The organism is Microbacterium sp. LKL04 (assembly GCF_900102005.1).
Classification (GTDB): domain Bacteria; phylum Actinomycetota; class Actinomycetes; order Actinomycetales; family Microbacteriaceae; genus Microbacterium.
The window spans coordinates 1,131,059-1,157,491 of the sequence record NZ_LT627736.1; the positions used below are offsets into that span (position 1 = coordinate 1,131,059).

Consider the following 26,433-nt stretch of genomic DNA (forward strand, 5'->3'; position numbering starts at 1 on the left):
GTCATTCCCCCAGACGGTTGCGGCCGCGCATGGCGCGCTCGGCTTCGCGCTTGTCCTCGCGCTCGCGGATCGTCTGACGCTTCTCGAACTCCCGCTTGCCCTTCGCCACGGCGATTTCGACCTTCGCGCGACCGTCGGAGAAGTAGAGCTTGAGGGGAACCAGGGTGTAGCCGCCCGCGGAGATCGCATGAGACAGCTTGATGATCTCGTCCTTGTGCAGGAGCAGCTTGCGGGTGCGCTTGGTCGAGTGGTTCGTCCAATGACCCTGCGAGTACTCCGGAATGTGCACGGCGTCGAGCCAGGCCTGTCCTCCGTCGATGAACGCGTAGCCGTCGCTGAGGTTCGCGCGCCCCTGCCGGAGCGACTTGACCTCGGTTCCGGTGAGCACGAGGCCCGCCTCGTACGTCTTCTCGATGGCGTACTCGTGGCGCGCGCGACGGTTGGTCGCGATGACCTGCTCTCCGCGTTCCCTGGGCATGATGACTCCTCGACGCGGCCGCACTCCGCGCGCGGCCGGCCTGCCAGTCTAGCGGAGGCGCCGGTTCAGGTGCGCAGCCATCTGCGGATCGCGACGCTCGCCGACAAAGCGGCGAGGACGAGTCCCAGTCCCACGATGACGGGGATCACCAGGAGAGCATCGCGTCCGTCGATCCAGGTGGTCACGAAGTCGACCTCATCGACCAGGTAACCACGCACCCCGTACTGCACACCCAGCCAGATGGCGACGCTCGCCAGCGCCGACCCGATGAACGCCGCGAAGACGCCCTCGAGGACGAAGGGGGTCTGAATGAACCGATTGGATGCCCCCACGAGCCGCATGATGCCGAGCTCCTTGCGCCGAGCGTAGGCGGACAGGCGGATCGTGGTGGCGATGAGGAGGACGGCCGCCACGAGCATGAGGCCTGCGATCGCCACCGCGATGTACGTGGCGATCGTCAGTGCCGAGAAGAGGGGCTGCAGGTACTCCATCTGGTCCTTCACCTCCTCGACGCCGCTCATGCCGCTGAACGCCTCGTCGATGACGTCCGTCTGCGTGGGGTCGGTCAGGTTCACCCAGTAGGTCTCGTTGAGCTGGGCGGGGGTGATGAAGTCCTTGTAGTCCTGACCCATCAGGTCGAGGACGTTCTGGTAGGCCTCGTCGCGCGTCTCGAAGCGGACGCTGCGGACGATGTCTTTCAGCGCGGGGCTGTCCAGCTTGTCGGCGACCTCCTTCAGCTGCTCCTCCGTGGCCTCGCCGTCGCTGCAGGTCGTCTGCGTCGAGCCGTCGCGGCACATGAAGACCGCGACCTGTGCGCGTTCGGCCCAGTAGCCCTGCATCTTCGCGATCTGCATCTGCATGAGCATCGCAGCGCCGACGAAGGTGAGCGAGACGAACGTGACGAGGATGACCGAGATCACCATCGAGGCGTTGCGGCGAAGGCCGGTGAGCGCTTCGCCGAGGACGAGACGGACTCTCATGCGGTCGGCCCCACTTCGTCGTCGTCACGGCGTCCGAGTCCCAGCCGGTCGGCGGCACCGAGGCCGTCGATGTCTGCCAGATCGATGTCCGCAGGCGTGATCGGGATGCCGCGGGTGCCGATATCGGGCTCGGCGGCCGGCCGGTCCTCGTGGCGCGGTTGGGGCGCCACGGGCTCGTCCTGCACGACCGGGACGGCCGGAAGCACGGCGTCCTGCTGCGGCGCGGGCGGCTCTACGGACTCCGGCAGGGGCTCGACGTCGCCGGTGTCACCCGATGAAGCGATCTGCTTCTGCAACTCGAGGACCGCTGTCAGCGCAGCGGTGGCCGCGGCGCCCTTGACCGTCTCGGGGGTCAGGACCGGGAGACCGGAGGTGTCGCCGTACCCGCCGTGTCGCTCATCGCGGACGACGACACCGCCGCGCAGCTCGATCACGCGGCGCTGCATCTGGTCGACGAAGCCCGCCTCGTGCGTGGCCATGACGACCGTTGTGCCGCCGGCGTTGATGCGCGCGAGCAACTGCATGATGTCGACCGACGTGCCGGGATCGAGGTTTCCGGTCGGCTCGTCGGCGAGGAGGATCTGCGGGCGGTTGACGATGGCCCGCGCGATCGCGACGCGCTGCTGCTCACCGCCGGACAGTTCGTGCGGCAGGCGCTTCTCTTTTCCCGCGAGGCCGACGAGCGCGAGGGCCTCGGGCACGGACTGCTGGATGAACGCGCGGCTCGAGCCGATGACCTGCAGCGAGAAGGCGACGTTCTGGAAGACGGTCTTGTTCGGCAGGAGACGAAAGTCTTGGAAGACCGACCCGATGTGACGACGGAAGTACGGCACCTTGCGAGTGCTCAGCCCACGCACGTCGCGTCCGAGGACGACGACACGGCCGTCGGACGCGGTGTCCTCCCGGAGGATGAGGCGCAGGCACGAGGATTTGCCCGAGCCCGAGGCGCCGACGAGGAACACGAACTCCCCGCGCTGGACGTCGAACTCGACGTCGCTGAGAGCGGGTTTGCTGGTGCCGCGGTACTTCTTGGAGACCTTTTCGAAGCGGATCATGGCCAGTCGAGCCTAAGCGGGAAGCCGCCGGCACCCGTCAGCGACACTCCCGATCACTCAGGGGGGTGACAGGGTTCCCCTGACGATGGAATCGCCCGAGTGCCCGGGGTCGCCGTCGACGTCCTCCTGCGAGATGTCGACCACGGTGAAGCGAGACAGATCGACCGCGTCGGGCACATCGAAGGTCCCGGTCGAGCCGTCGAGTGTCCCCAGGCTGACGAGGTCGCTCGCGTCGGCGGTGAGGAGCCAGACTTCGCGGTACCCGTCGTCCGGAACGGATGCCGCCAGGTCGATGACGACGCGATCGTGTCCGTCGACGCGCTCGAGGAGCGCCTCGCCGCCCGCACCCGACCAGCCGGGGAGTCCGTCCAGCCGCGCTTCGGAGATGACGTCGGCCTTCGGAACGATGCCGCCCGACGCCCACACTCCGGCGACGATGGCCACCACCGCGACCGCGGCGCCGGCGAGGACGAAGAACACCGGTCGGCGGCTGACCCGCCTGCGGCGCGATGCGAGGTGTGAACGGGAGCCGCGGGACGCGCCGACGGATGCCGGGGCCGAATCGGCATCGTCCTGTCCCCCGTCGTCCGGCATGGGGGTCGACAGCGACAACTCGGAACGGATCGACTCCCAGACGCGGTCCGGGGGTGTCAGAAGCGGCTCGCCTGCTCCCGATGCGCGACCCGCGAGCACGGCCCTGCCGAACGAGTCGACCTCCGCGCGGCAGTCCGCACAGGCGTCGAGGTGGCGCCGGTCAGCGTCCGACGGCTGCTCTCCCATTGCGAGGAGGGCGGCGACCTCGGGGTCAAGATGTGACATGGTGCGCCTCCAATCGGGTTCGCAGGCGGGTGAGACTTCGGCGGATGTGGCTCTTCACGGTACCGAGCGGCATGCCGAGCCTCTCGGAGATCTGCTGATGTGTCAGGTCTTCGTAGAAGGCGAGAGCGAGAACGGCGCGCGCATCCGGTTCGAGCTGCGACACCTCGTCGGCGACGACCATCGCATCCGAGACGTCATGCTCCACCGTCTGTTCGGGCACCACGGCCTTGAGCGCCTCCTCCAGGCGGGTCGCGCGTGCTCGCGCCTCGTGAGCGTCCGCGATCCGGCGGCGCGCGATCGCGAGCAACCACGCACCCAGCGGCGCCTGGCCGGGCCGGAACGATGACCTCGACGTCCATGCAGACACGAAGGTGCGCTGGGTCACGTCCTCGGCTTCGGCGGTGTCTCCGAGCGAGCGGACCGCGAGGGTGTAGACGATGCGCGACCAGCGGTCGTACATGGCCTTCACCGCCGTGTCATCACCGGCCGCGAAGCGAATGGCGAGTTCACTGTCGTCGTCGACGGCCGGCTCCTTCCGTGCAGCGAGCCGCGGCTCGGTGAGACTCACGATTGCGCCCGTGCAATGAGCACCACGTTATCGCTGTAGGTGCGGGTCTGCTGATCGAAATCACCACCACAGGTGATGACGGCCAGCGTGCGCCGACCCTCCCGGGTGAACAGGCGATCGACGGGGAGTTCGGCGCGCGGGATGTAGGTGACCGATTCGGTGACGTACTCCGTGACGGTGCCGTCGGCATCCGTGACGGTCACGACATCGCCGACGCGGACGTCGCGCAACGCGGCGAGAGGTCCGATGCCGTACTCGCGGTCGTCGACGTGCGCGGCGACGACGGTCGTCCCCTGACCGTCAGCGGGGGCCGAGCCGAACCGGTACCACCCGGCGGTGGTCGGGCGCTCGGGGATCTGCATCTCGCCGGAGTCCGCGACGCCCACGGGTTCGACGGGCATGTCGACGCCGAGGGAGCGGATCGTCAGCCGTTCGGGTGCGGGCGAGTCGGCGGCGGCCCGCGGGGTAGCCGAAGCGACCGGGACGGACACCTGCGGTGAGGGGGGTGCAGGCGTCGGGGAGACCGTCCCGGTCGCGCCGGGGCCGGCCTCGGAAGGGGGCGGACCCGCCTCCGAGACCGGCGCGCAGGCCGCGAGCATCATGGCCGTGAGCGAGACGGCGATGACGAGCAGGCGGCGCATGCGGTGATCCTTGCCGGGGCGTCAGCGACGGACCTTGGCGGTGCGCGTCATGTAGACGCCGCCCGCGATGAGTCCGGCGATCAGGGCGGCACCGCCGGCCAACACCCACCCGTCGGTACCGTTTTCGGCGACGAGACCGGCCGAGCCGGTGTTCACTCCGCCCGGGCCGGAGTGCAGACCGTCGATGGTCTGAGTGGCCAGCGCGAGGTTGCCGGCTTCGGCCGATCCCCAGGCGTAGACGATCGTGAGCACACCTTCGGCCACCTCGACATCGGCGGGTCCGATCACGGGGTCCGTCGTCCCGGCCAAGGCGACCGACGCGTTGACAGTGTCGGCGGGCAGGTCGAGTGACTGCTCGTTCGGGTTCTCGAGACCGCTGATCACGGCTTCTCCGCCGGCCAGCACATCGACGGCCGGAGCCGCGGCGACGTGGCGGACCGTCAGACGTCCCTCACCCGCGGCCGTCTTCGACGTGTCGTTCGTGAACAGGTTCGCCGCGGGCTCACCGGCAGCATCCAGATGGGCCACGGCGGTGTAGTTCCCGCCCGCCTCGAGGGTGAGGTCGATCGGGCCGAGCACCGGGTCGGAGTCGTCGGTCGCGTCCGCCGCCGTGAGCGCGACCGAATACGTGCCGCCGGGCAGCTCGAGCGGTCCGCCGAGATCACCGGGCTGGAAGTCGTCGATCGTCAGATCACCGTTGACGTAAACGTCGACGGGTGTGTCGGGGATCGCGTGCAGGACCGACAGGTCCGCGTTGTCCGCCGTGGCGGCCGAGGCGGGGGTGAATGCCGCGAGGGCCACGGCGGCACCGAGAGCCACGCCCGCAGAGAGTGTCTTGCGCATGAGGAACTCCTTCTGATCCGGCGCGAGCTGCTCGCGCTGTCACAGAGGTATTCCTGCGGGACACCCGTTATGGATGCAGGTGGATGGAAAATCCTGCAGACCGCCCGCGGCGGATCAGTCGTCGTCGTCCTTGCGCTTGCGCCAGCGGATGCCGGCCGCGATGAACCCGTCGAGGTCGCCGTCGAAGACGACCGCGGGGTTGCCGACCTCGTGGCCGGTGCGGAGGTCTTTGACGAGCTGCTGACCGTAGAGGAAGTAGGAGCGCATCTGGTCGCCCCAGCTCGCCGTGATGGTTCCGGCGAGCTCCTTCTTCTTGGCCGCTTCCTCTTCCTTCTGCAGCAGCATGAGGCGGGTCTGGAGCACCCGCATGGCGGCAGCGCGGTTCTGGATCTGGCTCTTCTCGTTCTGCATCGAGACGACGATGCCGGTCGGAAGGTGCGTGAGGCGAACGGCGGAGTCGGTCGTGTTGACCGACTGTCCACCGGGACCCGAGGAACGGAAGACGTCGACCCGGATGTCGCCCTCGGGGATGTCGACCTCCTGGGCCTCCTCCATCACCGGGATGACCTCGACAGCCGCGAAGCTCGTCTGACGCTTGTCGGCCGAGCCGAACGGGCTGATGCGAGCGAGTCGGTGCGTGCCGGCCTCGACCGAGAGCGTGCCGTAGGCATAGGGGGCGTCGACCTCGAACGTGGCTGACTTGATGCCCGCGCCTTCGGCGAAGGACGTGTCCATCACCTTGACGGAGTACTTGTGGCGCTCGGCCCAGCGCAGGTACATGCGCATGAGCATCTCAGCGAAGTCGGTGGCGTCGTCGCCGCCGGCGCCCGAACGGATCGTCACGACCGCGCCGCGGTCGTCGTACTCGCCGTCGAGCAGCGTCTGCACCTCGAGCTGGCTGATGACCTTCTCGAGATCGGCGATCTCGCGACGAGCCTCCTCGGCGGAGTCCTCGTCGTCCATCTCCTGCGCGAGCTCGACGAGCACCTCGACGTCGTCGAGTCGCTGCTCGACCTCGGTGACGCGCTTCAGCTCGGACTGTCGGTGGCTCAGGGCGCTGGTGACCTTCTGCGCCTTCTCCACGTCGTCCCAGAGGTCGGGGGCGCCCGCCTCGTCGGACAGACGGGCGATCTCGGCGGTGAGCGCGTCGACATCGACGACCGCCTTGATCTCACCGAAGGTGGAACGGAGGGCCTGGATGTCCGCAGACGGATCGAATTCAAGCATGACACTCCAGAGTAACGTGGATGGCGATGACCGACCGACCCGACTCCCCCACTGCCCGGGAGGTGCTCTGGCGTTTCGGACCCATGGTCTACGCGCCGACCGTCCTCTTCGCGATCGGCGAAGGAGCCGTACTGCCCCTCATCCCGATCCTGGCAGGCAACCTGGGTGCTGACGTCGCACTGTCGGCACTCATCGCTTCGCTGCTCGTCATCGGACAGCTGGTCGGCAACCTGCCCGCGGGCTGGGCGGTCGCCCGGGTCGGCGAGCGGGTGACGATGATGATCGCGGGCTCCGTGGCGCTCGTCGTCTCGCTGGCTGCCGCGCTGGTGCCGTCCCTGCCGGTCTTCGCGGGCGCGGTGTTCCTCATCGGTTCGTGCGCCGCGGCGTTCGGCCTGGCGCGCCACTCCTTCATGACGACGCGCGTACCCGTGATGTTCCGCGCGCGTGCGCTGTCCCTTCTCGGCGGCACCTTCCGCCTCGGCATGTTCACCGGCCCCTTCATCGCGGCGGCTCTCATCGGACTCTTCGGCGACGAGCGGTCGACGATCTGGTTCTTCGCGGTGTGTCTCGTCGCCCTCATCGTCCTGGTGACGTTCGGGCCCGACCCCGAGAAGCAGTTCGTCGCGAAGACCGTGCGCAGTCACGAGGCTGAGGACTCGGGCGAACCCGTGACCGGCTCGATCCCGGTCGCAGAGCGGGTGGGCGTGTTCCGCACGATGTGGCTGCACCGGCGCGTGCTGTCGCGTGTCGGACTCGCGGCGGCGAGCCTCTCGGCCGTCCGATCGGCGCGTCAGGTCGTCCTGCCGCTGTGGGGAGTGTCGATCGGCTTGGACGCGCAGTCGATCGCCCTCGTGGTCGGTATCTCCGGCGCCCTCGACTTCGCCCTTTTCTACGCGAGCGGTCAGGTCATGGACCGCTTCGGACGGCTGTGGGCGGCTCTTCCGGCGATGGTCCTCATGGGCAGCGGCTTCCTCGCCCTCTCGGTGACGCACGACGGCGCGAGCGCCGAGATGTGGTTCGCGATGTTCGCTGCAGTGCTCGGCGTGGGCAACGGCCTCTCCAGCGGCATCCTGCTGACGATCGGTGCGGATCTCGCGCCGAAGGACGATCCGGCGCCGTTCCTCGGGTCGTGGCGCACACTGACGGATGCCGGTGGCGCCACCACCCCGCTGATCGTCACGGGCATCACGGCTGTCTCGTCGCTGTCGTTCGCGGCCGGCGCGGTCGGCGTGATCGGGCTGGTCGGCGCCGTGGCCTTCATCCGCTGGCTGCCGAGGTTCCTCCCCCACGCGGGACGCTGACCGGGCGCTATTCGAGCGCGGTGCGACTCGTCGCCGTCGCCTGCAGGGTGATGCCTTCGGGGACGAACAGCGTCGATATGGGCGGACGCCACATCGAGCTGACGACGACCCGCGCGGACACCCCGTCGGGGCTGCCCGCGGAGACGATGCTCGCATCAGGCTCGGTGGCGACGATCGCCTGCGCCTGCTCCCGCACTCCCCCGTCCGTCAGCTCCGCACGAGGCTCGCCGTCGACGACGTCGAGGGTGAAACCATCGGCACCGGCGAGAGCCGCGGCATCCGCCGTCGCCTGCGTGCGTTTCTGCGCGAGGTACAGGCTGGTCGCGTCGACCGTCACGAACACCAGGACGAGGGCGAGCAGTGCGTAGCCGATCGTCAGCAGCAGGATGCTGCCCTCTTGGTCATCGCGCCGGATCATCCGTCCCTCCAATACCGCGAGACCTTCTGCACCGAGGAAGACTCCACCCCGACCCGGGCCGCGTCGTCGAGACCGAGGACCGGTGGGACCAGCGGAAGCGGGACCGACGAGGAGACCGTCACCCGCACGATGGCGCCCGCGGTGGGGCAGGTGACGGCGTCGCCCACGCAAGACACATCGACCGCCAGCGTGTCGCGGTCGAGGTCGTACTCGGTCACGAGGGAGTCCAGAACCGCGGCGGCACGGTCATCGGCATCCTCGACGCTCTCCGCGGACGCGACCGCTCGAGCGACATGCCGGGAGGCTGACTCGACGCCGAGAGCGTGCGACTGGATGATGCCGAGGGTCACGACGAGGTAGATGATCGGCACGAGCAGGATGACGCCGCCGACAATGAACTCGAGCGCGGCCGAGCCGGCCTCGTCGCCGAGGAGGCGCTCAGTCGAAGCTCTCCGCGGGCGCATGGACGGTCACCTCCCACCCGTGCGGGACGCCGAGGAGACCGATCAACGGCAACCGGGTCGTCAGGGTCACCGACACCGTCTCGTACCCGAGGGCACCGGTTTCCGTCGCGGTCGCGCTCTCGACGAACCCACCGCCGACCGCACGATCGACGACCTCTCGTGCCCGGGCGGCGCCGGCAGACGTCTCCACATCCGCCAGAGCAGCGTGGTAGGCGCCCTCGACAGCGGCATCGTGGACGACGTTCCGGACGTAGACAGCGAGCCCCAGCTGGAGCACTCCGAGGGTCAAAACGGTCAACAGCACGCCGACGAGCACGAACTCGACCGGGGTCGATCCGCGCTCCTCGGAGAGCAGCCGCCGCATCTCAGAGCCTCAGAAGCTCGAGACCTGGTCGATCGCCTGCTGGAACAGTTGCGCGAGCGCCGGCCCCGCAAGTGCCCAGATGACGACGACGAGCCCGGCGGTCATGAGCGTGATCAGCACCCAGCCGGGCACATCTCCGCGCTCATCGTCTCGAAGGTCCGCCTGCACGGTTCCCCACGCGGTCCGCAGTCGTACGAGGGTGGAATGGATCATGGTGATCTCCTTTCGATCGAGGGTCAGCCGACCCCGAGGCGAAGCATGACGATGCCCGGGAAGACGGCGAAAAGTACGCTCATGGGAAGCAGGAGGAACACGATCGGGAAGAGCATCGCGATCTCCTTCTTCCCGGCCTGCTCGATGAGCGAACGCTTGGCGTCCTCGCGGGCATCGCCCGCCTGCGCCTGCAGGACGCCGGCGAGCGGGGCGCCGCGGTCGATCGCGGCGACGAGGTGCTCGATGGCTCGCGACAGCGCGGGCACATCCAGGCGCCGCCCCAGGTCGAGGAGCGCGTCGGAAAGATTCGATCCGGTGCCGCTGTCGAGGACTGCGCGTCGGATCTCCACGGTGAGCTCGCCGCTGCCGATCTCGCCCACCCGATGAAGCGCGTCCCGCAGCCCCTCGCCGGCCGCGAGGCACAGCGAGAGGAACTCCAGGAGGGTGGGAAGCTCTTCCTCCACGCGCGTCCGACGACGACGGGCGGCCGCCGTGAGACGGAAGTCCACGAGTGCCGCCGCCGACAGGGCAAGGACCGGCGGCAGGACGGCGGCTCCGGGCGTGAGTCTTCCACTGACAGTGAGGATCACGACGACGACGCCGCCGAGCAGGCCACCCACGACGACCCACGTGAGCTGACGAGCGCGGAATCCTGCGGCATCCTGCGTCCAGCCGGCCTGGCGCAGGCGATGTTCCAGTCGCGCCGCCCCGCCGACCGATGCCATGAGGCGATCGCGGCGCGCACGCCAGTCCCCGGGAACCGGGGCCAAGGGTGTCAAGCCGCGCGGATCCGCGATGTCGCGCAGGTACGGCGCGATACGACGGGAAAGCGTCGGGGCGGCGAGACGCGGAATGCGCGTCGCGACGAGAACGAGGCCACTGGCGAAGGCGCCGCCGAGGACGATCGCCAGTGCCACGTGCGTGAGGCCGCTCACGCGAACCACCTCCGCGGCTCCGGCAGGCGACCGATCCCCAGCATGAGTCGGAACGCGACGACCGAGACGGCCGCACCCAGGATAATGACGGTCACCCCTTCCGGGCTGCTGTACGCCGTGGCGCCCTCAGGCCGCAGGGCGAGAAGTCCGAGGATCACCCACGGTGCGACGACACCCAGGACGGCGGCGCCGCGGATCCACGACTGGCGCGCTTCGATCTCCGCCCGCAGCGCCGCCTCGGCACGGACGGACGCCGACAGGGCCCGGAGGACGCTCGTCAGCTCGGTGCCGCCCACCTGCCGCGCCATCCGGAGCGCCTCGATGATCCGGTCCGCGACGGGATCGGCGAGGCGTGCTTTGAGGCGCAGGGAGCTGGAATCGAAATGCCCGGAGGCGGAGACGTCCGACGCGAAGGCCGCGAAAGCGGGACGAAGTGCCGGTGGCCCGACCTCACCCAGGGCGGAGACCGCATCGGGGAGCGACATCCCCGAACGGACCGAGGCGACGAGGAGGTCGCAGACGTCGGGCCACAGCTGCCGACGTCCCTTCTGCAGGCGACGCACGCGTCCGCGCAACCACGACGCCGGAGCGAAGAAGCCGGCCACCGCGGCGACGGCGGCGAAGGCGGGGAGAGCTGTCACCAGCCAGACCGCCGCACCGGCGAGGGCTGCCGCGGCGAGCGAGACCATCGCGAGATGCCCGACGGTGGCATGACCGAACCCGGCATCCTGCAGGAGGCGCGTGGCTCGACCGTCACGCGGATATCCCTCCTCGCGGACCGTCCGAGGCGGCCACAACCAGGGTGAGAGGGCGAGGAGGATGCCGGCGGCGAGCGTCACGCCTAGAACGGTCGTCATGCCGACTCGCCCCCGAACACGGGACGGGTCTCGATGACGCCGTCGACCACCCGACCGGTCGGAGCGACGATCTCGGCGACGGCTCGACGGCCGTCGGCATCGCGTCGGCAGTGGACGACGAGCCCGACGGAGGCGGCGATGGCCGGGAGGAGGAAGTCGCGGTCGATGTTCCGGCCTGCCAGGAGCGGGAGCGAACCGAGCTTGCGGAGAGCGTCGGTCGCAGAGTTCGCGTGGATCGTGGCAGCTCCGGGCACGCCGGTGTTGAGCGCCAGGACGAGGTCCAGGGCTTCGGCGTCGCGGACCTCGCCGACCACGAGCCGGTCGGGTCGCATGCGGAGTGCTTCCTTGACGAGTCGTCGGAGGGATACCTCGCCGGTGCCTTCCAGACTCGGCTGCCGTCCCTGGAGCGCGACCAGGTCAGGCGCCTGCGCCGTGAGCTCGAACGTCTCCTCCACCGTCACGATGCGGTGGTGCGAGGGCGCCGCAGCGATCAACGCACCCAGCAGCGTCGTCTTGCCGGCGTGCGTCGCACCGGACACGATCACGCTGGTGCGGTCGCGCATCGCTGCGCGGAGTATCGCAGCCTCCGCAGAGCCCACCGATCCGGCTGCGACGAGGTCGTCGAGGGTGCGGAAGCGTGTCAGGAACTTCCTGATGTTCACGGCCCAGTGGCGGCGCGTGATGTCGGGGATGACCACGTGCAGCCGGGATCCGTCGGGCAGGGAGGCGTCGACGAACGGCTGGCTCAGATCGACCCGTCGACCGGTGGCGTGAAGCATGCGCTCCACCAGGTCCCGCACCGCCGTGTCGCTGAGCACGATCGGGGCCCGTTCGCTGCGTCCGTCTCGAGCGATGTAGACCTTGTCGGGCGCGTTGATCCAGATCTCCTCGACGTCCGGATCGTCCAGGAGCGCCTGAAGCGGACCGTAACCGGAGACCGTTGAGAGGATGTCTCGAACGGATGCCGCTTCGTCCTCGATGACGTCGACGCCGCGCGCGAGGGCGAAATCATTGTGACGCCGCACCTCGGCCCGGGCGATGTAGGACGCCCGCTCGGGGTCCCGCGACGGGTCGACTTCTTCGGTCCGCAGTCGTTCGCGCACGCGCTCGGCGATCGAGGTCAGGCCTCGAGTCGTCGACGTGGTCTGCGGGAAGCTCATGGCCTGGGATCCTCGCAACCCTGCCGCCGCCGATGCCGGAGTTATCCACACCTGATTCGGGGGTTATCCCTCCCAGGTCCCTCCCACCGCGCGCTCTAGACTGAACCCACCAGCGGGAGTGGTGAAATTGGCAGACACGCAGGATTTAGGTTCCTGTGCCTTCGGGCGTGGGGGTTCAAGTCCCCCCTTCCGCACGGGGCACTGACGTGCCTCACACCTTGCGCCCATCTGTCGGCGGATCTCCGCCGCGATCTGAAGGACCTCTGTGCACCCCTTCGCCTTGATCCCCTGGCTGGATCCCGAGACCATCATCAACGCGGCCGGTCCTTGGGCGCTCGTCGTGGTCTGCTTCATCGTCTTCGCCGAGACGGGACTGCTTGTCGGCTTCCTCCTCCCGGGCGACACCCTCCTGATCATGGCGGGCCTGCTCTCCAACCCGGTGACGCATGCACCGAACGGCGTCTTCGGCGTGAACGTCTGGATCGTCGGTCTCCTCATCGGTCTTGCCGCCTTCCTCGGCGGAGAGGTGGGCTACCTCATCGGGCGCAAGGGCGGACCCGCCGTCTTCGAGCGCAAGGAATCGGGACTGTTCAGTCGCAGCAACGTCGAGCGGACGAATGCATTCTTCGAACGGTACGGCGGTGTGACGGTGATCCTCGCGCGCTTCGTTCCGATCGTCCGCACCTTCGCCCCCGTCGCGGCAGGCGTCGGCAAGATGGCCTGGCACAAGTACTCGCTGTACAACCTGATCGGCGCGGTCATCTGGGGCTTCGGCCTCACCGTCATCGGGTACCTCGTCAGCCTCATTCCCGGCGTCGGTCAGTTCGTCGCCGAGTACATCGACGTCATCCTGCTGGTCGCGGTGGCGGGCACCATCGTCTTCATCGTCTGGCACTACTTCGCCGAGAAACGCAAGGTCAAGCGCGAGATGGCTGCCGGTCCCGACGGGCTCACGGACGCCTCCGAGGCGCAGGAGCTCGTCCTCGAGCCGGAGGCGTTCGACGGCAAGACCGACGGTCGCGGCGGGGACGCCCCGCGCCTCTGATCAGGACGCCTTCTTCTTCGCAGGAGCCTTCTTCGCCGGAGCCTTCTTCACCGTAGCCTTCTTCGCGGGTTCCTTCGTGGCCGGCGCCGACTTCCCGTCGGCGTCGGCCTTCGTCTTCCCGCCGGCATCCTCGCCCGTTCTCGCCGCCCGGCTCTTCTCGACGCTGGCCCGCAGGGCCGCCATCAGATCGATGACCTCGCCACCCTCGGCATCCGCCTTCTCCCCGAAGGTCTCGGCGGTGTCGAACGCATCGCCCTTCTCGAGTTTCGCGTCGATGAGGGTGCGCAGTTCCTTCTGGTACTCGTCGGTGAACTCACTCGGGTCGAAATCGCTCGAGAAGCTGTCGACGAGGGATGCCGAGAGCTCCAGCTCTTTGCTCGAGATCTTCACCGGCTCATCGAGCACCGGGAAGGATGCCGCGCGCACCTCGTCCGCCCAGAGGAGCGTCTGCAGAACCAGCACGTCGCCTCGCACTCGGAGAGCGGCGAGCCGCGTCTTCTGCCGCAACGCGAACCGGACGATCGCGGTGCGGTCGGTCTGCTCGAGGGTCTGACGCAGGAGCACGTACGCCTTCGGGCTCTTCGAGTCGGGTTCGAGGTAGTACGCCTTGTCGAGGGTGAGCAGATCGATCTGCTCGGTGGGGACGAACTCGACGACCTCGATCTCGCGGCTGCGCTCGCTCGGCAGCGCTGCGAAGTCGTCGGAGGTCAGGACGACGGTGCGCTCGCCGTCGTCGTAGGCCTTGTCGATGTCGGAGTACGGCACGACTTCGCCGTCGATCTCGCAGATGCGCTGGTAGCGGATGCGGCCGCCATCGGCGGCGTGCACCTGGTGCAGCGACACGTCGTGGTCCTCCGTCGCCGAGTACACCTTGACGGGCACGTTGACGAGTCCGAAGGTCAGCGCGCCTTTCCAGATCGATCTCATGCCCTCAGTACACACCCCGCCGACGCGACGACCAATGGGGGTTGCGCACTAATCTGGCCCCATGCCAGCCGCGTCGCAGGAGGTCGTCGTCGATGGACGCCGACTGCGGCTGACGAACCTCGACAAGGTGATGTACCCCGCGACGGGGACCACGAAGGGCGAGGTCATCGACTATCTGACGCGGATCGCTCCGGCAATCCTCCCCCACCTCGATGCGCGGCCGGTCACCCGAATCCGCTGGCCCGACGGCACGGGCGAGGGCTCGTTCTTCGCGAAGCACCTCGAGGCGGGCGCGCCGTCATGGGTCAGCCGGAGACCCATCGAGCATTCGACCGGCGCGAAGGACTACCCGCTCGTCGACGGTGTCCCGACCCTCGTCTACCTCGCGCAGGTGGCGTCGATCGAACTGCACGTCCCGCAGTGGCGTTTCGACGCCGAGGGTGTGAGACGCAACCCCGACCGGCTCGTGCTCGACCTCGATCCCGGCCCCGGTGTCGGCCTCGCCGAGTGCGCGGACGTCGCCCGGTGGTCCCGCGAGATCCTCGTCGACCTGGGCATGGACCCCCTTCCCGTCACGAGCGGCAGCAAGGGCATCCATCTGTACGCCCCGCTCGACGGCAGCCGTACGAGCGACGAGATCAGCGCCTTCGCGAAGGAACTTGCGCGAGCGCTCGAGGCGGATCATCCCGACCTCGTCGTGAGTCAGATGTCCAAGGCCGCCCGGCCGGGGAAGGTGTTCCTCGACTGGAGCCAGAACAACGGCAAGAAGACCACCATCGCGCCGTACTCGCTGCGGGGTCGTGAACGTCCCACGGTCGCCGCCCCGCGGACGTGGGCGGAGCTCGACGATCCCGAGCTGCGACACCTCCTCTTCGACGAGGTCCTCGACCGGGTCGCTGCGGGCGGCGATCTGATTGCGCCGCTCGCGCCCACAGGCACGGGGCCGCTGACGTCCTACATCGCCAAGCGCACTGCGGCGAGGACCCCGGAACCGGTACCGGACTCCCCCGTCGGCTCCGCTCGCCCGGCATCCTCCCGGTTCGTCATCCAGGAGCATCACGCGCGGCGGCTCCACTACGACCTGCGACTCGAGCACGACGGCGTGCTCGTCAGCTGGGCGGTGCCGCGCGGCATCCCGGAGTCGCCTTCGACCAACCACCTCGCCGTCATGACCGAGCCGCATCCGATGGAGTACCTGGATTTCGCCGGAGACATCCCCGCCGGTGAGTACGGCGCCGGATCGATGTCGATCTGGGACACCGGCACCTTCGAGCTCGAGAAGTGGCGCGAGGACGAGGTCATCTTCACCGCGACCGGACGCGGCGACGGCCCGCTCGGTACCGTCAAGCTCGCTCTCATCCGAACGAGCGGCGACGGGGAGAAGTCGCAGTGGCTGCTGCATCGGATGAAGACGGATGCCGCGGGTCCCCCCGTCCCACATCCGCCCTCCGACGCCCCGGCCTCGGCGCCGGCTCCGATGCTCGCGACGTCCTCGAACGCAGCCCTCGCGGGGCAGGCGGCGACCCGGTGGGGTCCGTGGGTCGAGTTCAAGTGGGACGGGGTGCGAGCCCTCGGGATCTGGGACGGCGTGCGGCTCCGCCTCCGCGCCCGCAGCGGAACGGACATCACGGCGCGGTATCCCGAGCTGACCGGCGGCGATCCCGGGTTCGGCGCCGCGCCCTGCGTCGTGGACGGCGAGATCGTCGCCCTCGACGATCGGAACCGGCCGAACTTCTCGTTGCTCCAGCACAGGATGCATCTCACGAAGGCCGGGGAGATCGACCGCGAGTCGGCGCGGATCCCCGTCCAGTTCCTGCTCTTCGACGTCCTCGAGGTCGATGGAACGGATGCCGCTCCACTCCCGCTCTCGCACCGGCGTGAGCTGCTGGAGGGCGTCGCCGAGCATACGATCGGCCCGATCGTCGTGCCGCCCGTCGCGGACGACATCGAGGACGCCCTCGCGACGGCGCGGATGCTCGGACTCGAGGGCGTGGTCGTGAAGGATCCCGCGTCCGTCTACCGTCGTGGCGTCCGCAGCGAGCAGTGGCTCAAGGTGAAGCTGACTCTGATGCAGGAGGTGGTGATCGGCGGCATCCGACCGGGCAAGGGCGTCCGCACCGGCGAGATCGGTTCACTGCTCATGGGAGTGCCCGCCGAGGGAGGTCTGCACTACATCGGTCGCGTCGGATCGGGTTTCAGCGAGGCGACGCTCGCCCGCCTGGATGCCGCATTCGCACCGCTCCGCACGGCCGAGAACCCTTTCATCGACATCGGCCGTGCCGAGGCATCCGACGCGCTGTGGGTCAGACCGGAGCTCGTCGGCGAGGTGGAGTACGCCGAGGCGACACCGAGCGGAACGCTCCGTCACGCCCGCTGGCGAGGACTCCGCCCCGATAAGACTCCCGCGGACGTGCGCACCGAAGACTGACGAGGACCGTCACCCGTTCTGGACGAGAGTCAGCTGAGTGCCGTCCGGGTCCACGAGATACGCGACTCGCCCGCCCGAGGACCCGATCGGGGAAGAACTCCAGCTGCAGCTGCTCCCGGCGCAGGATCAGCCAGTCCTCGGCGCGGTAGACCACATCGAAGCCGAGCGCTCCGTAGAACCCGACAGTGGCGTCGAACCCTCGGGACGGCAGGTTGGGAGCGGCGAAATCCGGCATCGGGGATCCTTTCCAGCGCGACTCACGCGTGGGCCTCGTGCTCGACGTGACCCGCCGGCTCGAGCTGGAACGTCGAGTGCTCCACGTCGAAATGGCGGGCGAGGCAGGACTGCAGTTGGGACAGAAGCAGACCCGCGCGGTCGTCGGCGAAGTAGTCCGTCGCGACGACGACGTGCGCCGTGAACACCGGCGCGCCGCGCGTGAGCTGCCAGACGTGCACGTCGTGCACGTCGACGACTCCCTCGGTACCGAGGATGTGGTCGCGGATGTCGGTGACCTTCGTCCCCGACGGCGCCCGCTCCCCCAGCACGGCGAAGACCTCCCTCAGCAGGGTGATGGCGCGCGGCACGATGAGGGCGGCGATGACGAGCGAGGCCACGGCGTCGGCCGGCATCCATCCCGTCAGCCAGATCACGCCCGCCGCGATGATCACGACGACCGACCCCAGCAGGTCGCCGAGGACCTCGAGGTACGCGCCGCGCACGTTGATGCTCGTGCGCTGCGCGACGCTCAGGACATAGAGCGACACGCCGTTGGCGACCAGGCCGATGATGGCGACGACGAGCATCGGCAGACCCTGCACCTCGGCCTCAGCGGGGCGGATCAGTCGCCCGACGGCCTCGACCGCGATCCACACTCCGAGGGCGATCAGGATCACGGCGTTGAGCAGTGCGCCGAACACCTCGGCGCGCTGGTATCCGTACGTCTGACGTTCGTCGGCGGGGCGCGCCGCGACCGACGCCGCGATGAGGGCGATGACGAGCCCCGAGCTGTCGGTGAACATGTGGCCGGCGTCCGCGAGCAGCGCCAGCGATCCGGTCAGGATCGCTCCGACGAGCTGGACGATGAGCACCGTGGCCGTGATACCCAGGGAGACCGCGAGCAGGCGTCGCGGATGTCCTCCCCGGATGCCGGCGGGTGCGTGATCGTGCATACCTACGAGGGTAGGACCCGCCGTCCCCCCGACCGGCCCCATCGGCGAACTCGGGAATGAGTCCGATTCTCAGCCTCAGCGGGCGGGGGCGGATCCTCAGAGGGTCGCGAGCAGGGGTCCCAGCGAGGCGAATGCCCGCGCGCGGTGCGATGACGCGTTCTTCTCGGCCGAGGTCAACTCCGCCGCGGAACGGCCCGCGGCGTCGTCCGGCAAAAACACGGGGTCGTAGCCGAAGCCGTTGTCGCCCGCGGGCGCCGCCGCGAGACGCCCGGGCCAGACACCGGTCACGACGTGCTCCTCGCCGCCGGGGACGACGAGAGCGATCGTGGAGACGAACTGCGCCGTCCGGTGCGGATCGGCGATGTCGGCCAGCTGATCGAGCAGCAGCTCGTAGTTCGCGACGCCGTCCTTCTTGTGACCCGCCCAGTAGGCGGAGAACACCCCGGGCGAGCCGCCCAGCACATCGACGGCGATCCCGGAGTCGTCCGCCATCGCCGGAAGGCCGGTGTGTGCGGCCGCGGCGCGCGCCTTGATGAGCGCGTTCTGCGCGAACGTCACGCCGTCTTCGACAGGCTCGGGTCCGTCGTAACCGACGACCTCTAGATCGGGACGAGTCGAGGCGACGATCGCCCCGAACTCCTCGACCTTGTGGGCGTTGTGGGTGGCGAGGACGATGCGGCGCGTCGTCATGCGAGCTCCTGCGCCAACGCGGCGAGCTGCGCCTCGCGGAGATCGCCGCACCCGTTGACACCGAGCTCGAGGAGGGCGTCGAGCTCGCGCTTGTCGAACGGCGCACCCTCCGCCGTGCCCTGCACCTCGACGAACAGCCCGCGGCCGGTGACCACGACGTTCATGTCGGTCTCGGCGCGGACGTCCTCGACGTAGGCCAGGTCGAGCATCGGCTCGCCGTCGATGATGCCGACCGACACCGCCGAGACGGAGTCGAGGAGCGCCTTCGCATTCTTGCCGACGAAGCCTTTCGCCCGGCCCCACTCGATCGCGTCCGCCAGGGCGACGTACGCACCGGTGATCGCCGCGGTGCGGGTGCCGCCGTCGGCCTGCAGGACGTCGCAGTCGATGACGATCGTGTTCTCGCCGAGGGCCTTGGTGTCGACGACGGCCCGGAGCGCGCGGCCGATGAGGCGCGAGATCTCGTGCGTGCGCCCGCCGACCTTGCCCTTGATCGACTCGCGGTCGTTGCGGGAGTTGGTCGCGCGCGGGAGCATCGCGTACTCGGCGGTGACCCAGCCCTTGCCCTTGCCCGTCAGCCAGCGCGGGACGCCGTTGGTGAAGGATGCCGTGCACAGCACCTTCGTGCCGCCGAAGGAGATCAGTGCGGAGCCCTCGGCATGGGCACTCCAGCCGCGTTCGATCGTGACGGCGCGCAGCTGGTCGACGACGCGGCCGTCGGCACGGGTGGTCTCGCTCATGGGGTCTCCTTGGGTAGATCGATAGCGCCGGTCTGCACGAGCCGGACGGCGCTGACGCCGCGGCCCATCAGCCGGTCGGCGAGTCGGATGAAGTCGTCGGCGGAATCGCCGGTCGCCTCATAGACGTGGGTCGGGGTGGCGTCCGGCCCTGCCAGCAGGTCGCGGGAGACGAGCTGCCGATAGACGTCCTTCGCTGTTTCCGTGTCGCTCGATACGAGCGACACATCCGGACCCATCACATAGCTGATGGCGCCTTCGAGGAACGGGTAGTGGGTGCACCCCAGGACGACGGTGTCGACACCGGCGTGGCGAAGCGGAGCGAGGTACTCCTCCGCGACGCGCAGGACGTCGGTCGTGTCGGTCACTCCCGCTTCGACGAAGTCGACGAAGCGCGGGCACGCCTGCGCGAAGACGCTGAGGCGTTCGTTGACGCCAAGCATGTCCTGGTACACCCCTGAGCCGATGGTGCCGGCCGTCCCGATCACGCCGATCCGTCCGTTGCGCGTGGTCGAGATGGCGGTGCGGACCGCCGGCCCGATGACCTCGACGACGGGCACGTCGTAGCGCTCTCGCGCGTCGCGCAGCAGCGCGGCAGAGGCGGTGTTGCACGCGATGACGAGCATCTTCACGCCCTGGTCGACGAGAGAGTCCAGAACCTCGAGCCCGTAGCGGCGGACGTCGGCGATCGGCTTCGGCCCGTACGGGGAGTGCGCGGTGTCGCCGATGTAAAGGATCGACTCGCGCGGGAGAAGCTGCGAGACGGCACGGGCCACGGTGAGCCCGCCCACTCCGGAGTCGAAGATCCCGATCGGTGCGTCCGTCACGATCGACCAGCCTAGTCTCGGTCCGACCCGACTCCGCGCCTGGATAGAGTGACCGGATGGCCACGTCCACGGCATTGCTGACCGACCGCTACGAACTCACGATGCTGGATGCCGCCCTGCGCGACGGCACCGCGAATCGCCGGTGCGTCTTCGAACTGTTCGGACGGCGTCTTCCGGGCGGGCGCCGCTTCGGCGTCGTCGCCGGCACCGGCCGCCTCCTTTCGGAGATCGCGGATTTCCGCTTCGAAGAGGCCGAGCTCGCCTACCTGCGCGACAACGACATCGTCAGTCCCGAGACGGTCGGCTACCTCGAGGGCTACCGGTTCACGGGGACGATCAGCGGGTACCGAGAAGGCGAGCTCTACTTCCCCGGCTCCCCCATCCTCACGATCGAGGGCACGTTCGCCGAAGCGGTCATCCTCGAAACCCTGGCGCTCAGCATCCTCAACCACGACTCTGCTGTCGCGACAGCCGCCGCCCGCATGAGCATCGCCGCCGGCGACCGTCCGCTCGCTGAGATGGGATCCCGTCGCGCTGCGGAACGCTCCGCCGTCGCGGCCGCGCGCGCTGCCTATATCGCGGGCTTCTCGGCGACCAGCAATCTCGAAGCGGGACGCTCGTGGGGCATCCCCACGATGGGTACCGCCGCACACGCCTGGACGCTCCTCCACGACACCGAGGAGGACGCGTTCCGCAGCCAGATCGAGGCTCTCGGCACGGGAACGACACTTCTCGTCGACACGTACGACATCCGCCAGGGCGTCGAGACGGCCGTCCGGGTCGCAGGCACCGGGCTCGGCGGCGTTCGGCTCGACTCCGGCGACCTCCCGACCGTGGCCGCTTCCGTGCGTCAGCAGCTCGACGAGCTCGGCGCGACAGCGACACGGATCACCGTGACGAGCGACCTCGACGAGTTCGCGATCGCGGCACTGGCGGCATCTCCCGTCGATGCGTACGGCGTCGGAACCTCCGTCGTCACGGGATCCGGCACCCCGACGGCGGGAATGGTCTACAAGCTCGTCGCCCGGCAGGGCTCGGACGGCGGCTGGGTGCCGGTGGCGAAGGCCTCGACCTCCAAGGCATCCATCGGCGGTCGCAAGGCCGCATTCCGGCGCCGTGCCGACGGGGTCGCGACTGCTGAAGTCATCGCCGTCGCCGACGGCTTCGAAGAGCTCGACGCCCCCTCGGCCCACCCCGACGCCCGCCCGCTGCAGACCGTGCTCGTCGATCACGGCGAGACGGATGCCGCGCACCTCGGCCCCGACGGCGTCTCTGCGGCGCGCGCGCACCACCTGCGCGTCCGCGAGGAACTGCCCGTGACGGCGCTGGCGCTGAGCCGCGCCGATCCCGCTCTGCCGACCGTCTACGAGGTCAGCGAGGCGTAGATCTCCTTGCACGTCGGGCAGACCGGGAACTTCTCGGGATCACGTCCCGGCGTCCATTTCTTGCCGCAGAGTGCGCGCACCGGCTTGCCGGTGATGGCGGACTCCATGATCTTGTCCTTCTTGACGTAGTGCGAGAAACGCTCATGGTCGCCCGGCTCGATGGACTCCTCGCGGATGAGCTCCTCGAGCTCGCGGTCGAGTGTGGCGAGGCCGCCCTGATCAGGGCTGTCGATCGGCGTGCTCATTCCCCCGAGTGTACTGGGGTCGGGGCCGCTGTGGCCGGGCGTCAGAGGGTTTCTGCGAACTCCATGATGCGTCCGGTGCGACGCTCGAAGAGCGCTCCGCCGACGGCGACGCCGACGACCAGGACACCGACCCCGACGCCGAGGCCGGACCAGAACGACGTCCACGCGGCATCCTCGTCGCCACTCAGTGCCAACCACCCCCACCAGAGCGACGGGGCCGACAAGACGATCGCGCCGAGGAGAACGACGGCCTGAGGCACCCCACCGCCCGTCCGCTGCGGCTGCTCGAACGGCCCCTCGCCAGGACGCGAGACGGCGTACGGCGCAGCGACCGACGCGATCGACCCCAGCCCGAGGCCGGCCGCGAACAGAGAGATGCAGACACCGACGAGCGCCGGAAGCACGGCCCACCGGCCGTGCACCCAGATGGACCCCGTGATCATGAGCGCCAGGAGCGGGATGCCGATCATGAGGATGGGCACGAGCCGCCCGATCCGGTCTGCGACACCGCGCACCCCCGCGGAGATGTGGAGCCAGACGCCGGTCGAGTCATAGGCCAGATCGTTGTGGATCAACCATCCGAGGAAGAGGGCGAGGATCGGCGGAGGGATGAGCGCGACGGTCTGCAGCGGAACGCCGACGATGAGCAACGGTGTCACGATCAGGACGGAGGCGATCGGAACGACGATCACGTTGGCGAGGTAGCGGGCATCGCCGAACCAGTAGACGATGCTGCGCGCAGCGACCGCACCGCCGGGCAGCCCGGGCATGACGGCGAACCATCCGAGGCCGCGACGCTCGCGGACGGGAACAGGACGCTCGGTCCGAGTCATCATCAGCTGGACCAGCAGATACCACGCGAGTGCCAGAAGAACGATCGTTCCCACGGCGACCAGCAGAGAAGCGACCAGCGGGCCGCCCGCCCGCACGGCGATCGCGGGCGCCGCGCCGAAGGGAGTGATGGCGAGCACCTGAGCCGCCTCCGTCAGAGGCGACGGAAGTCCGCCCGACCACTCGAGGGAGAACGCGAAAGCCGCCACCGGGATCACGACGACTCCCGCTGCCGTCACCATCAGCCCGGTCAGCTGCGGCGAGCGTCGGTCTCGCAGGGCGACGGCCGACACGGCCATGGCGCACCGCGACGCGAGCACCGTCGTGGCGACGAGGAGGGCGGCGCTGAGGACGGCCTGCCAGACCGGGGCACCGTGCCCGGTCGCTGCGACGGCCATCGCCACGGCGATCGACAGCACGACGACACCGGGGACGCCCAGCGGCGACGCGGCAGCGACCGTCCATGCGACGGTTCGGGGCTCGGCACCCGTCGTGACGAAGCGGCGCGGATCGAGAGGGTCATCGGCCCCGGTGAACAGCGGTATCAGCAGGAAGCCCGCGATCAGCGCTGCGCCTCCCACCACGGCCAGTGTCGCCGCTTCGTCGGCCGGGACGCGGTCGAGTCTGACGAAGGCGACGCAGACGGCGGCGACGGCCACCGCCAAGACGCCGAATGCGACCAGCCGGCGCACGACGACGGCAGGGCGTGCATTCAGCGCGCCGACGAGGAGGGCGAGTCTCAGTCGGAGTACGTGTGCAACCACTCCAGGCCTTCCACATCACTGAGACCGCCGGAGAGCTGGACGAAGCGCTCCGCGAGAGTCTTGTCGCCGCGCACCTCGTCGACCGTGCCCTGTGCGAGCACCTGGCCGGCGACGATGACCGCGACCCCGTCGCACATCCGCTCGACGAGCTCCATGCCGTGACTCGAGAGGACGACGGTGCCGCCTCTCGCGACGTACGCCGACAGGATGTCGAGGATGACGGCGCTCGAGACCGGATCCACCGCTTCGAACGGCTCGTCGAGGACGAGCAGCCTCGGAGCGTGGATCATCGCGCCCGCCAGCATGATCTTCTTCGTCATGCCCGCTGAATAGTCGGACACCGGACGCGCCAATGCGGCGGTCAGGTCGAACGCGCGCGCCAGATCCTGCGTGCGCTCGGTGACGACGGCGGGGCGGAGCCCTCGCAGCACCCCGTAGTAGTGAAGGAGCTGTCGACCGGTGAGACGGTCGAACGTGCGCAGACGATCCGGGAGGACCCCCATGAGCGCTTTCGCACCCCGAGGATCGCGGCGAAGGTCGACGCCGCCGACCTGTATGGAGCCGCCGTCGGGACGCAGGAGACCCGCGATCATCGACAACGTCGTGGTCTTTCCGGCGCCGTTCGGTCCGACGATGCCGTAGAACGTGCCGGCCGGGATCTCGAGGTCGACGGCGTCGACGGCGAGAGTCCGCCCGAAGGACTTCGACACCTTCGACATCCGGAGTGCAGGTGCCGCGCCACTCTGAGTGACGTCTTCCTCCTCGGTCGCGGGCAGCACGGCCGTGACGGGCGCGGGGTCCTCCGGCTCTAGTTCGGGCTCCGGCTCGGCCATGAACTCCGGCTCCGGGTCCGGCTCGGCCATGAACTCCGGCTCCGGGTCCGGCTCGGCCATGAACTCCGGCTCCGGGTCCGGCCCGGGGTCTGGCTCGCGTTCAGGCACCGGCTCGACCGTGGGCTCGGGCTCGGGCTCAGGCTCAGGCACCGGCTCGACCGTGGGCTCGGGCTCAGGCTCAGGCTCGACCGTCAGCTCGGTCTCAGACTGCCGCTCGGTGTCTGCCTCTCCTTCGTCCCCGACATGGACCTCGAGGTCTGTGCGGGCGCCTTCGAACTGCGCCGCGGCGACGGATGCCGGCAGATCGGGCTTCGGCGGAAGGGCTACGGTCGCCTTCTCCTCGTCAGCGGGGGCGTTCGCCCCTCGGGCTGCGGCGACATCAGCGGGCAAGGGAGGCGGCGGGGGGAGGGCGGTGCCGGCGCCGGACACTCGTGCCTTACCGCGGGGCTGTCGTGTCTTCGGAAGCGTCACTCGTCAAACCTACCAAGGGGTGATCACCGTCTCCTGGGACCTCGTAACCCGCAGCACGGTTATCACGAATGCGCAACGCCATACGCGGATTCGGGCCATTGTCAGGCGCCCCGGCTACCATTTAGCTGGCACAAGGATGTGTCTTTCCGATGGACGGACAGTGACCACATCGTCAGGAGCACCCCCGTGACCAAGATCGTCATCCTCGCAGCCGGCATGGGCTCGCGGCTCGGCCGCAGCCTGCCCAAGCCGCTGACGCCGCTGAGCGACGGCCGCAGCATCATGGGCCAGCAGCACGACAACATCCACGCCGCTTTCGGTCCCGCGGCATCCATCACGACCGTCGTCGGCTACCGCGCCGAGACGATCGTCGAGGCGTTCCCCGACGCCGACTACGTCTACAACGACCGTTACGACCAGACGAACACCTCGAAGAGCCTGCTGCGCGCGCTGAAGGCGACGGGCAAGTCCGGCGTCCTCTGGATGAACGGCGACGTCGTCTTCGACCCGCGTGTGCTCGGTCGCGCCATCGCCCTCATCGAGGCGGAGCAGTCCTTCGTCACCGTAAACACCTCGAAGGTCAGCGACGAAGAGGTGAAGTACACCGTCGACGCCGACGGCAACATCGCGGAGCTGTCAAAGACGGTCGCCGGAGGGCTCGGCGAAGCGGTCGGCATCAACTACATCTCGCGTGCGGACAAGTCGGCGCTGATCGCCCAGCTCAACCACGTCGACAACCAGGACTACTTCGAGCGCGGCCTCGAACTCGCCGTCGCCGAGAACGGGCTGAAGCTGCGCCCCCTCGACATCTCGGACCTCTACGCGGTCGAGGTGGACTTCGCCGAGGACCTCGACCGGGCGAACTTCTACGTCTGACGCTCGAGGCGGAGCCGGGGAGCCCGCCGTGAACCCTGTGACAGCGAACGTCCCCCGCATCCATTCGCTGCCGGATGATTCGGCCTGGGCAGGTGGACTGCCGCCGGTCGGGTCATCGGAGCATCCCTGGCTCATCCGAATACTGGACCGCGTACTCGCCACCCAGCGCCCGGCAGTTTTGTCGCATCTCCGGGGCATCCGGGCGCGGCATCCGGATGCCGCACCCGCCGACATCTGCCGGATCCTCGAACGCCGCTATCTCGCGACGGTCACGACCGGTGGAGCCGCCGTCGGTGCCACGGCGGTCGTCCCCGGTATCGGAACAGGGGTGACGCTCGCGCTCGCCGGGGCGGAGACGGTCGGATTCCTGGAAGCGACGGCACTGTTCGCTCAGTCACTCGCAGAGGTGCACGGCATCCGCCTGTCCGATCCCGACCGGGCGCGCGCACTCGTTCTCACGCTGATGGTCGGGCGCGAAGGTGTGGAGCTCGTCAGCCAGTTCGCCGGGCAGATCAGCGGCGGCGGAAAGCCCCGGCAGGCTTACTGGGGCGAGCTGGTCACCACGTCATTGCCCCGAGCGATGGTCGGACCTCTCCTCGACCGGCTGAAATCCGCTTTCATCCGCCGGTTCGCCGTACAGGGCGGCGTCTCGGTGGTCGGCCGTGCGCTGCCCTTCGGGATCGGCGCCGTCGTCGGCGGCAGCGGCAACCACATCCTGGGTCGACGCGTCGTCACGGGTGCCCGGCGCGCCTTCGGCGCTCCTCCCCCGGTGTTCCCCGCGGAACTGACCGTGACGCCGCCCGACGCTGAGAAGCCCCGGCGTCTTCGTGGACCGCGTCGTCGCGCGCGGCACGGCGACGAGATCAACGGGTAGCGTGGCCG

Annotated in this window: 29 protein-coding genes and 1 tRNA gene; 7 read left to right on the plus strand and 23 right to left on the minus strand. The window is 69.1% G+C overall.

What is annotated here, in order from left to right:
* Position 1 precedes the first annotated feature (1 nt).
* From smpB to prfB, 8 genes are all read right to left on the minus strand, one after another.
* On the minus strand, positions 2 to 478 hold the full coding sequence (gene smpB, locus BLP38_RS05635) for an SsrA-binding protein SmpB (protein ID WP_091354186.1): 477 nt from the start codon (positions 476 to 478) through the stop codon (positions 2 to 4).
* 65 nt (positions 479 to 543) lie between these two features.
* Positions 544 to 1,458 (minus strand): permease-like cell division protein FtsX, encoded by a 915-nt coding sequence (gene ftsX / locus BLP38_RS05640; RefSeq protein WP_091354191.1) that lies wholly within the window; start codon positions 1,456 to 1,458, stop codon positions 544 to 546.
* Positions 1,455 to 2,513 (minus strand): cell division ATP-binding protein FtsE, encoded by a 1,059-nt coding sequence (ftsE, locus tag BLP38_RS05645; protein WP_091354195.1) that lies wholly within the window; start codon positions 2,511 to 2,513, stop codon positions 1,455 to 1,457. Before ftsE ends, ftsX begins: the two co-directional genes overlap by 4 nt.
* A gap of 57 nt (positions 2,514 to 2,570) precedes the next feature.
* The gene (locus BLP38_RS05650) at positions 2,571 to 3,332 is read right to left on the minus strand and encodes an anti-sigma factor domain-containing protein (protein ID WP_091354198.1); all 762 of its coding nucleotides are present in this window, start codon (positions 3,330 to 3,332) and stop codon (positions 2,571 to 2,573) included.
* Positions 3,319 to 3,900 (minus strand): RNA polymerase sigma factor, encoded by a 582-nt coding sequence (locus BLP38_RS05655; RefSeq protein WP_091354202.1) that lies wholly within the window; start codon positions 3,898 to 3,900, stop codon positions 3,319 to 3,321. Before BLP38_RS05655 ends, BLP38_RS05650 begins: the two co-directional genes overlap by 14 nt.
* Positions 3,897 to 4,541: a class F sortase gene (locus BLP38_RS05660; RefSeq protein ID WP_091354205.1), complete on the minus strand. Its 645-nt coding sequence runs from the start codon at positions 4,539 to 4,541 to the stop codon at positions 3,897 to 3,899. Before BLP38_RS05660 ends, BLP38_RS05655 begins: the two co-directional genes overlap by 4 nt.
* A 21-nt stretch (positions 4,542 to 4,562) precedes the next feature.
* Positions 4,563 to 5,384, minus strand: coding sequence for a DUF4397 domain-containing protein (locus tag BLP38_RS05665; protein WP_091354208.1), 822 nt, complete (start codon positions 5,382 to 5,384; stop codon positions 4,563 to 4,565).
* A 114-nt stretch (positions 5,385 to 5,498) separates the two neighbouring features.
* Positions 5,499 to 6,611 (minus strand): peptide chain release factor 2, encoded by a 1,113-nt coding sequence (prfB, locus tag BLP38_RS05670; protein ID WP_065570373.1) that lies wholly within the window; start codon positions 6,609 to 6,611, stop codon positions 5,499 to 5,501.
* Between the two features lie 26 nt (positions 6,612 to 6,637).
* Between prfB and BLP38_RS05675 the strand changes: the two genes are divergently transcribed.
* Positions 6,638 to 7,912, plus strand: a complete 1,275-nt coding sequence (locus BLP38_RS05675; RefSeq protein ID WP_091354212.1) for an MFS transporter — start codon at positions 6,638 to 6,640, stop codon at positions 7,910 to 7,912.
* A 7-nt stretch (positions 7,913 to 7,919) separates the two neighbouring features.
* Here BLP38_RS05675 and BLP38_RS05680 read toward each other — a convergent pair whose 3' ends face one another.
* Genes BLP38_RS05680 through BLP38_RS05710 form a run of 7 tightly spaced genes read right to left on the minus strand, consistent with a single transcriptional unit; the run spans position 7,920 to position 12,323 of the window.
* A complete protein-coding gene (locus BLP38_RS05680; RefSeq protein ID WP_091354215.1) occupies positions 7,920 to 8,330 on the minus strand; it encodes a pilus assembly protein TadG-related protein in 411 nt (136 codons plus the stop codon).
* The gene (locus BLP38_RS05685) at positions 8,327 to 8,794 is read right to left on the minus strand and encodes a TadE/TadG family type IV pilus assembly protein (protein ID WP_091354218.1); all 468 of its coding nucleotides are present in this window, start codon (positions 8,792 to 8,794) and stop codon (positions 8,327 to 8,329) included. Before BLP38_RS05685 ends, BLP38_RS05680 begins: the two co-directional genes overlap by 4 nt.
* Positions 8,769 to 9,158, minus strand: a complete 390-nt coding sequence (locus BLP38_RS05690; RefSeq protein WP_091354221.1) for a TadE/TadG family type IV pilus assembly protein — start codon at positions 9,156 to 9,158, stop codon at positions 8,769 to 8,771. The genes BLP38_RS05685 and BLP38_RS05690 overlap by 26 nt, the downstream gene beginning before the upstream one ends.
* Positions 9,159 to 9,167: 9 nt before the next feature.
* The gene (locus BLP38_RS05695) at positions 9,168 to 9,371 is read right to left on the minus strand and encodes a hypothetical protein (protein WP_091354225.1); all 204 of its coding nucleotides are present in this window, start codon (positions 9,369 to 9,371) and stop codon (positions 9,168 to 9,170) included.
* Positions 9,372 to 9,394: 23 nt separating this feature from the next.
* Positions 9,395 to 10,306 (minus strand): type II secretion system F family protein, encoded by a 912-nt coding sequence (locus tag BLP38_RS05700; RefSeq protein ID WP_091354229.1) that lies wholly within the window; start codon positions 10,304 to 10,306, stop codon positions 9,395 to 9,397.
* Complete coding sequence (locus tag BLP38_RS05705) at positions 10,303 to 11,163, minus strand: type II secretion system F family protein (protein ID WP_091354234.1); 861 nt, start codon at positions 11,161 to 11,163, stop codon at positions 10,303 to 10,305. Before BLP38_RS05705 ends, BLP38_RS05700 begins: the two co-directional genes overlap by 4 nt.
* Complete coding sequence (locus tag BLP38_RS05710) at positions 11,160 to 12,323, minus strand: CpaF family protein (protein ID WP_091354239.1); 1,164 nt, start codon at positions 12,321 to 12,323, stop codon at positions 11,160 to 11,162. Before BLP38_RS05710 ends, BLP38_RS05705 begins: the two co-directional genes overlap by 4 nt.
* 112 nt (positions 12,324 to 12,435) lie before the next feature.
* Here BLP38_RS05710 and BLP38_RS05715 point away from each other — a divergent pair.
* Positions 12,436 to 12,517 (plus strand) — tRNA-Leu (locus tag BLP38_RS05715).
* 71 nt (positions 12,518 to 12,588) lie between these two features.
* Positions 12,589 to 13,368 carry a DedA family protein gene (locus tag BLP38_RS05720; protein WP_091354242.1) on the plus strand — a complete coding sequence of 260 codons (780 nt, stop codon included), beginning with the start codon at positions 12,589 to 12,591 and terminating at the stop codon, positions 13,366 to 13,368.
* Here the strand turns inward: BLP38_RS05720 and ku are convergent, their stop codons facing one another.
* Positions 13,369 to 14,295, minus strand: coding sequence for a non-homologous end joining protein Ku (ku, locus tag BLP38_RS05725; RefSeq protein ID WP_091354245.1), 927 nt, complete (start codon positions 14,293 to 14,295; stop codon positions 13,369 to 13,371).
* Positions 14,296 to 14,356: 61 nt separating this feature from the next.
* Between ku and BLP38_RS05730 the strand changes: the two genes are divergently transcribed.
* Positions 14,357 to 16,723: an ATP-dependent DNA ligase gene (locus BLP38_RS05730; RefSeq protein ID WP_091354248.1), complete on the plus strand. Its 2,367-nt coding sequence runs from the start codon at positions 14,357 to 14,359 to the stop codon at positions 16,721 to 16,723.
* 257 nt (positions 16,724 to 16,980) lie between these two features.
* Here BLP38_RS05730 and BLP38_RS05740 read toward each other — a convergent pair whose 3' ends face one another.
* The 4 genes from BLP38_RS05740 to murI form a co-directional block, all read right to left on the minus strand.
* Entirely contained in the window at positions 16,981 to 17,892 is a 912-nt protein-coding gene (locus BLP38_RS05740; RefSeq protein ID WP_091354252.1) for a cation diffusion facilitator family transporter, read from the minus strand.
* Positions 17,893 to 17,988: 96 nt separating this feature from the next.
* Positions 17,989 to 18,582: an RdgB/HAM1 family non-canonical purine NTP pyrophosphatase gene (rdgB, locus tag BLP38_RS05745; protein ID WP_091354255.1), complete on the minus strand. Its 594-nt coding sequence runs from the start codon at positions 18,580 to 18,582 to the stop codon at positions 17,989 to 17,991.
* Positions 18,579 to 19,322, minus strand: coding sequence for a ribonuclease PH (gene rph, locus BLP38_RS05750; RefSeq protein ID WP_091354258.1), 744 nt, complete (start codon positions 19,320 to 19,322; stop codon positions 18,579 to 18,581). Before rph ends, rdgB begins: the two co-directional genes overlap by 4 nt.
* A complete protein-coding gene (gene murI / locus BLP38_RS05755) occupies positions 19,319 to 20,146 on the minus strand; it encodes a glutamate racemase (RefSeq protein ID WP_091354261.1) in 828 nt (275 codons plus the stop codon). The genes rph and murI overlap by 4 nt, the downstream gene beginning before the upstream one ends.
* Before the next feature lie 56 nt (positions 20,147 to 20,202).
* On the opposite strand from murI, the gene BLP38_RS05760 reads away from it, so the two are divergent.
* Positions 20,203 to 21,531 (plus strand): nicotinate phosphoribosyltransferase, encoded by a 1,329-nt coding sequence (locus BLP38_RS05760; RefSeq protein ID WP_091354265.1) that lies wholly within the window; start codon positions 20,203 to 20,205, stop codon positions 21,529 to 21,531.
* Here BLP38_RS05760 and BLP38_RS05765 read toward each other — a convergent pair.
* The 3 genes from BLP38_RS05765 to BLP38_RS05775 are packed head-to-tail and all read right to left on the minus strand — an operon-like array spanning position 21,510 to position 24,675.
* Entirely contained in the window at positions 21,510 to 21,776 is a 267-nt protein-coding gene (locus BLP38_RS05765; protein ID WP_091354268.1) for a DUF3039 domain-containing protein, read from the minus strand. The genes BLP38_RS05760 and BLP38_RS05765 overlap by 22 nt on opposite strands.
* Positions 21,777 to 21,817: 41 nt before the next feature.
* Positions 21,818 to 23,371, minus strand: coding sequence for a hypothetical protein (locus BLP38_RS05770; RefSeq protein WP_091354272.1), 1,554 nt, complete (start codon positions 23,369 to 23,371; stop codon positions 21,818 to 21,820).
* Positions 23,347 to 24,675, minus strand: coding sequence for an ABC transporter ATP-binding protein (locus BLP38_RS05775; protein WP_442922939.1), 1,329 nt, complete (start codon positions 24,673 to 24,675; stop codon positions 23,347 to 23,349). Before BLP38_RS05775 ends, BLP38_RS05770 begins: the two co-directional genes overlap by 25 nt.
* Positions 24,676 to 24,891: 216 nt before the next feature.
* On the opposite strand from BLP38_RS05775, the gene BLP38_RS05780 reads away from it, so the two are divergent.
* Together BLP38_RS05780 and BLP38_RS05785 are read left to right on the plus strand one after the other, a co-directional pair.
* The gene (locus tag BLP38_RS05780; protein WP_231916595.1) at positions 24,892 to 25,551 is read left to right on the plus strand and encodes a phosphocholine cytidylyltransferase family protein; all 660 of its coding nucleotides are present in this window, start codon (positions 24,892 to 24,894) and stop codon (positions 25,549 to 25,551) included.
* A gap of 37 nt (positions 25,552 to 25,588) precedes the next feature.
* On the plus strand, positions 25,589 to 26,425 hold the full coding sequence (locus tag BLP38_RS05785) for a hypothetical protein (RefSeq protein ID WP_091354283.1): 837 nt from the start codon (positions 25,589 to 25,591) through the stop codon (positions 26,423 to 26,425).
* Positions 26,426 to 26,433 lie beyond the last annotated feature (8 nt).